This is a genomic window from Nostoc sp. XA010 (assembly GCF_020829625.1).
Classification (GTDB): domain Bacteria; phylum Cyanobacteriota; class Cyanobacteriia; order Cyanobacteriales; family Nostocaceae; genus Nostoc.
In genome coordinates this window covers 95,688-101,860 of sequence record NZ_JAIVFX010000022.1, presented here as the reverse complement: position 1 = coordinate 101,860, position 6,173 = coordinate 95,688, and the positions used below count along the sequence as shown (strand labels likewise).

5 protein-coding genes and 1 pseudogene are annotated in these 6,173 nt (G+C 39.1%); 1 reads left to right on the top strand and 5 read right to left on the bottom strand.

The features are described 5' to 3' along the window. Nucleotides 1-126 precede the first annotated feature (126 nt). Together LC608_RS25455 and LC608_RS25450 are read right to left on the bottom strand one after the other, a co-directional pair. Nucleotides 127-738: pseudogene (locus tag LC608_RS25455) on the bottom strand (biotin/lipoyl-binding protein); the annotation flags it as partial. Between the two features lie 161 nt (nucleotides 739-899). Beyond that, nucleotides 900-1,487 (bottom strand): TetR/AcrR family transcriptional regulator, encoded by a 588-nt coding sequence (locus tag LC608_RS25450; RefSeq protein WP_229556224.1) that lies wholly within the window; start codon nucleotides 1,485-1,487, stop codon nucleotides 900-902. A gap of 287 nt (nucleotides 1,488-1,774) precedes the next feature. Between LC608_RS25450 and LC608_RS25445 the strand changes: the two genes are divergently transcribed. Further along, complete coding sequence (locus LC608_RS25445; RefSeq protein ID WP_229556223.1) at nucleotides 1,775-2,947, top strand: endo-1,4-beta-xylanase; 1,173 nt, start codon at nucleotides 1,775-1,777, stop codon at nucleotides 2,945-2,947. 193 nt (nucleotides 2,948-3,140) lie between these two features. On the opposite strand, the gene LC608_RS25440 is transcribed toward LC608_RS25445, so the two are convergent. From LC608_RS25440 to LC608_RS25430, 3 genes are read right to left on the bottom strand one after another with little or no spacing between them, the layout of a single operon-like run. Then, nucleotides 3,141-3,965: a WecB/TagA/CpsF family glycosyltransferase gene (locus LC608_RS25440; protein WP_267871198.1), complete on the bottom strand. Its 825-nt coding sequence runs from the start codon at nucleotides 3,963-3,965 to the stop codon at nucleotides 3,141-3,143. A 35-nt stretch (nucleotides 3,966-4,000) separates the two neighbouring features. Next, on the bottom strand, nucleotides 4,001-5,209 hold the full coding sequence (locus tag LC608_RS25435) for a glycosyltransferase family 4 protein (protein WP_229556222.1): 1,209 nt from the start codon (nucleotides 5,207-5,209) through the stop codon (nucleotides 4,001-4,003). A gap of 38 nt (nucleotides 5,210-5,247) precedes the next feature. Beyond that, nucleotides 5,248-6,114, bottom strand: coding sequence for a glycosyltransferase family 2 protein (locus LC608_RS25430; RefSeq protein WP_229556221.1), 867 nt, complete (start codon nucleotides 6,112-6,114; stop codon nucleotides 5,248-5,250). Nucleotides 6,115-6,173 lie beyond the last annotated feature (59 nt).

Genomic DNA, 6,173 nt, shown 5'->3' with positions numbered 1-6,173 from the left:
TTGTCACGATTACAAACACATGAGCAAAGGCGCAAGCTAAGAACATCGGAAGCTGGGTGCGGTGAAAGTCGCACGCCCAGATTTAACTGAGAGGTGCGGGAGATAATACTCCCCATCGACTCAACCAACTGCTCCTTGAGAATAGAGCTGCTGATAACGTTGATATTCGGCTTCGGCATTTTTAAGTTCCGCCTCTAATTTCTTAATGGTTGCCTCTTGCGCTATTCTGTCTCCTTCCCACTGTGCCTCTATGCGGAATATCGCTTCCTGTTGCGCTGTTCTGTCTCCTTGGGATTGAGCCTGGAGACGTTCAACGCTTGCCTGCTGGGCCTGAATTTCTCCTGCTTTTGCTCCTGCTTGTACTTGAGCGAGTTTAGCTTGAGCAACTCTTACTTGTTGTTGGGCTTGTAGTACAGCAGTTTGCAAGCGATCGCGAGCGTCTAAAATTGCTACCACCTGTCCGGCTTTAACGCGATCGCCTTCTTTGACTAGAATTTTGGCAATGCGATCGCCATCCAATGCTAAGGGGGCAAACAAGCTAATTACCTCTGCTTCCGGTTCTAGCCGTCCTAATGCAGCTACTTTTTGAATGTTGGGCGTGGTTTCAACTGGCTCAGATTTCTCAGTTTGACCAACTAATCCAAACTGATAAATCCCATAAGCAATAATTCCACCTGTAATAGCAGTAGCTGCAATTAATAATGTAATCAACCCTTTTTTAGAAGCTTTTTCTGACAGCTTTTAAACCATGTCTTTTACTCTCCTAAAACCTTATTTTATCTATATTAAATGAGTCAGATTTTGTCAAAAAGTATCTAGGTTAATTTATTATACATATAGCAAGTTGCAACAAGCATAAGATACATAACCTAACTCTCAAAACCTGATATAACTTCCATTTAAGCTTTTATTTCTGCTGTATGTTGTGGCAAATATGCTGTCAACATTTTGCCTAATAACGCACATTGTTCAATAAAATCAATTGTTTCATTACCCCATAACTTCTCCAGAATTAAACCGTCTACAAAGCTCAAAATAAAGGAAGCTACTACCGAATCTTGAATACCCAATAAATTGCAAATCGCCTCCTGATAGCGCTGATTAGTCACCTTAAAAATGCTATTTTTTAACATTTCTTTAGAGTCTTTGTGTTGGCAAAAATCAATCCAAATGTAAGTCCATTTAATGAAGTAATCTTCGTTTTTCACTAGATACCTTCCTAATGCTTCCATTGATTCTTGTAGCGTTTGCGCTCCTTGTAGTTCCGTTAATGCTGTACTTAAGTCTTGCTCACAAATCTCCTGGGCCAATTGCTCAAATAGAGCTTGCTTGCTAGGAAAATAGTGGTACAACGTACCAGTAGAAACCCCTAATCCCTCAGCAATTTGGCGCATAGTGATGGAACCATAGCCTTTTTGGGCAAATAAATCAAAGCACTTGCCGAGCAGTTCTTTACGGTATTGCTCATGGTCAACAATCTTAGGCATGATTCAAATTATTTATATCGAACGCTCGTTATATATTAGCATTTTTATTACTGATATGTAAAAACATGGTTAATTGATTTAAATCGAACATGCGTTATAGTTTAACCTAGTTTTGCGCTAGATGTAATACTCATCAATTTTGATCTTTGCGACTGAGTATAAAACTATGATTTGATTTTGGAAAAAAACTGTATATTCTTGGTGAAGAACGGTAATATAACAATTCAGTGTATTTTTTATACGGTAAAATAATAATCAATGTGTTTTTTATTGACTAAGTATAATTTATGCCTTATCGGAGAAAATTTTTAACAAGAGCAGGATATACTACCCTTTCTGCGTTATTGACTGTAGGGTTTTTACAAAAGGATAAGCAAAAAGAAGACCATAGTAAAAATAGAACCGTAGCAAATTATACCAATGATGATTTTCCACTCCGGCAATTAGCTGCCGCCAAAGGCAAGCTTTATGGTGCAGCAATTTCTCATGATATTTTGCTAAAAGAGAAGGATTACGCTAACCTGATTGCTCGTGAATGTTCGATTGTGACACCGGCTGGTGAATTAAAATGGGGTGCGACTGAACCACAGCCAGGAGAATTTACATTTGAATCAGCAGATGTGATCGCTGATTTCTGCCAAAAGCATAATATAGAGTTGCACGGGCATACCCTTTTCTGGCACATGGCAAACCCAGACTGGCTTCCTTATCCCCCCACTCTTAAAATGATTGAACGGCATGTTAAGGCAGTCATGGGACATTATCGCGAGAGCAAGGTTTTAAAGTCTTGGGATATTGCCAATGAAATTATCGCTGATAATGAAAATGAAACTGACAACCCTACCTACGGTTTACGTAAAGGAGTAAAACCAGAATTAATTCGAGATTTGTTTTTAATTGCCGCTTCAGTTGATAACAGCAAGAAATTTTATCTAAACGATTTCGGCATCGAAGGCGCTACATGGAAATCAGACCGTTTCTTAAAAATGGTCGAATATCTGAAGAATAGTGGCGTTAAAATTGACGGGGCAGGTATCCAATCGCATCTATGGTTTTCTACTGCATATTCTTTTGACGAGAAAGGATTTAATTCCGTTTTAAAACGGCTTAATGATCTTGAAGTGAAACCAATAATCACAGAATTAGATATTGTTATTGATGCCCCACTACCTGATAGTATCAAAAAGCTAGACCAGATGGTAGCTGACAGTTACAAGCGATATCTCGACCTATGCTTTGCGGCTAAAGTTGATACTGTAATTACATGGGGGCTTACCGACCGTCATAGCTGGATACGTCATCCCGACTGGATGCCAAGAAAAACTTTTAGGGAGAATCCAAATCTCTGGAAATTTCTGCGTCCGCTTCCCTTTGATGAAAACTTGAAACCTAAATCTGCACGCAATGCTATTGCCCAGGCTTTTGGGCAAGCAACTTCTACTCCAATACGCTTGGGTTAAGCAAAGCGCAACCCAACAAAGTTCTGGAAATGTTGGGTTGCGCTGCGGGAAGCCCCTTTGGGCCTACATTCCTCAAACGCCACTTGCTACCTTTCTCCTGACGGAGATGCTGTTCGCGTTCGGGAACGCCAAGGGGGAACGCAATTGACTGTAAATATTTTTGTCCGACTACTTAAGACTTGGCACGACTCAATCACGTTAGAAACTTATGAAATTTTGTACTGAGGAATAGCAGGATTCTATTCTTTTTTTGTTGGCTTTGCATACTCCAAATTTCTTGTAAAAATAATGTGCTTACAAACCAAGGCTCAAGTAAGTAACGTCTCCAAAGCCTTTTAGGTTCAGACAACAAGCGATACAACCATTCCAAGCCTACCTTTCCTATCCAGCGAGGAGGAGTGGGTATTGCTCCTGCTACATAGTCAATACAGGCTCCACTAGTCAAAATAGTGTTGGTATGAATATGCTCAAGATTTTCATAAATCCAACGTTCTTGGCGTGGCATACCCATCCCCACCATCAATACATGAGGTTTGTAAGCATTAATTGCAGCCAGAGTAGCAAGATTTTCTTGACTATTTTTATCCATGTCAATATAGCCATGAGCGCAAGCAATCTGTAACCCAGGAAATCTGTGGCACAAAATACTTGCTCCTTTTTCAGCGACTCCTGGCTTTGAACCTAAATAAAATACACGCCAGCCTTTATCAGCTGCTTCCGCCATCAAAGGCCATACCCAGTCAGCATAGGTTACTCTTTGTTCTCGTTTCATAGGAAAACCCAATAGTTTTCCTATAAACAATAAAGGCATACCATCAATATGGGTATATTCTGCCTTGGCATAAAAAGCTTGCATCCTTGGATCATTATGGAAGAGATAAAGACTATGCATGTTGTGATTAGCAATAATCCATTTTTTATTCTTCTGAATAGATTCTTCAATCAACAAATTTAAGTCGCGGATAGAGAGTGCATCTACTTGAGCACCAAGAAGTTTGTAAGATGAAGTCCGTATCATAAATGTTTTTAGTATTAGATTGTATGAGTAAAGGCTTAATATTGTTGAGTATGGGATCGCTGTTTTTTCAATATTTGTTCAGCACCTTCAACTAAAGTCTGTACCCTAGCAGCCCAACTGTGATGATTTACTATCTCATTGCAAGCCAATTTTCCCATTTCTGGCAGTGCTTCTCTCTTCTGATAAGCTTCTAATAAGGTCCGTTTTAAATCATTTTTATCACCAGGTTTAAATAGGAAACCTGTTTTGCGATCGCAAATCAACCTTTTAGCATCTTCAAAAGCTGATGCTATGACTGGTTTAGCCATTGCCATGTATTCATAAAGTTTCATGGGTGAGAGATACATTTTTCCCATTTGTAGTTGAACTTGCCCAGAGTAAGCAACATCAAATCCAGCGATATACTGGGGTACTTCTTCCCAAGAAACCCGACCTATAAAAGCCACATAAGGTGAAATACCTAATTCTTGACTCTGCTTTTCCCAAGCAGATTTCATTGCACCATCGCCTACTATTACCAGCGAAATGTCTAAGCCTTCGGCTCGCAACTCAAATATTGTTTCTAATAACAAGTCTAAACCAGCCCAAGCATACAAACTACCTATAAAACCTATAGTAAAACCTGAAAATGTTCGCTTTGGGATATGTAGCTCAGGATTAATAAAATCAATATCCACTCCATTTGGTATCAACACAATTTTTTCACTTGAAATACCAAATTCCCGGACTAAAATTTCTTTTAAAGTTTCACTAACACAGGCTAACACATCGCATTTTTGATATGATCTGATTTCCATCCATCGAGCTAATCTATCTAGTATTAACGCTTTTCGTTCTGCCTTTGCTTCATAAAAAAGTAATGCTTCAGCTTGCAAAATCCAAGGTATTCCCTGACGTTGGAATATCCAGCCCATACATTGCAAAGTCGCAGCGTACTCATACACCCAATCAACTTGATTTTTAAGTTCTTGGTAGCTTCTCCAAGAGTTAATGATACCAAGCCCAATACGCATAAAATCTACTGCTAAGGTGTAGAAAAATCCTTTACTGATTAATTCACCAGAACCATTCGTCGACCATTTTTTTGAAACTTTATCTCCCACAATAAATGTTTCGATTTTCCACTCAAGTGTTTTAAAACCCTTCAGGATTCCTAAAACCCGAGAACGGGGCCCAGACATCTCTGCATCAGCATGTGTTGAAATCCGAGGTGCTGCCGCTAAAAAACCAAGACGTTGCTGCATTTTGGAACTCCTTAAAATTGCGAACTACTTTGTGAAATTTATTCTGCAAATGTGGGAGATGCAGCCAAGTTTTTGTAACCAATAATGGCTCGGAGATAAGGTAAACACCAATAAATTACCCAGAAAAACCCGGAATGCCGACGGCAGAATTCAGTCCAAGGTTTGAGCGGAAATGCTTTGACTTGAATTACCTTTCTTAAGCGTTCTAAAACAGATAATTTTGTATCTACCCAACTGTTACGGATTGAGTTTTTTCCACAGGTTCCGACATATCCAGGTACAACCCATATTGAGCAACCATTCTTTTTTGCTCTCAAACCATAGTCTAGGTCTCCTAAACTGTGGATAAATGCTGCATCGAGATTCCCTATTTTCTTTACAACCGCACGAGGAATTAGCACACAGTTAGCAAACATCGTGTCACATTCTTGAAGAACCTGAGTTGAACCTAAAAATTCATATTTATTAGAGTACCATTTGCGAGATTTTACAGCACCGCCGTATGAAGCTTCTCTTGTTATTAAATCTTGAGTCGTACCAACAAATATTGAATTTTTTCGGGCAGATTCTAATAATTGTTGATGAAGCGTCAATAGACGTTCCAAGGTATTTGATTCTAGTATTGTGTCGTCATTCAACCAAAGATAATAGTCATAATCTTTTCGCATTGCTTCAGCAAACGCTAGTCTCATTCCTCCCACCCAGAATAGATTCCCATTGCCTTGAAGAATCTGAACTTGCGGATAAAAAGCTTTCACTGCCTTTGAAGTACCGTCAGAACTTCCATCATCGGTTAAGTAAACATCAAAAGGCTTTGTTTGCTGCTGTAACGCACGCAGACAATTCAGAGTTGTCTCACGCCTGTTAAAACAAGTAATTATTACTGCTAACTGTGCTTGCTTCATGGAGTATTTTTTATTATGTTAGTTCTACTTATGCGAAACAAAAATTAAAAGCTAATTTC

Excerpts from the sequence above, each read along its gene's own strand:
- LC608_RS25450 (WP_229556224.1), bottom strand. The coding sequence starts at position 1,487 with ATGCCTAAGATTGTTGACCATGAGCAATACCGTAAAGAACTGCTCGGC.
- LC608_RS25445 (WP_229556223.1), top strand. The coding sequence starts at position 1,775 with ATGCCTTATCGGAGAAAATTTTTAACAAGAGCAGGATATACTACCCTT.
- LC608_RS25440 (WP_267871198.1), bottom strand. The coding sequence starts at position 3,965 with ATGATACGGACTTCATCTTACAAACTTCTTGGTGCTCAAGTAGATGCA.
- LC608_RS25435 (WP_229556222.1), bottom strand. The coding sequence starts at position 5,209 with ATGCAGCAACGTCTTGGTTTTTTAGCGGCAGCACCTCGGATTTCAACA.
- LC608_RS25430 (WP_229556221.1), bottom strand. The coding sequence starts at position 6,114 with ATGAAGCAAGCACAGTTAGCAGTAATAATTACTTGTTTTAACAGGCGT.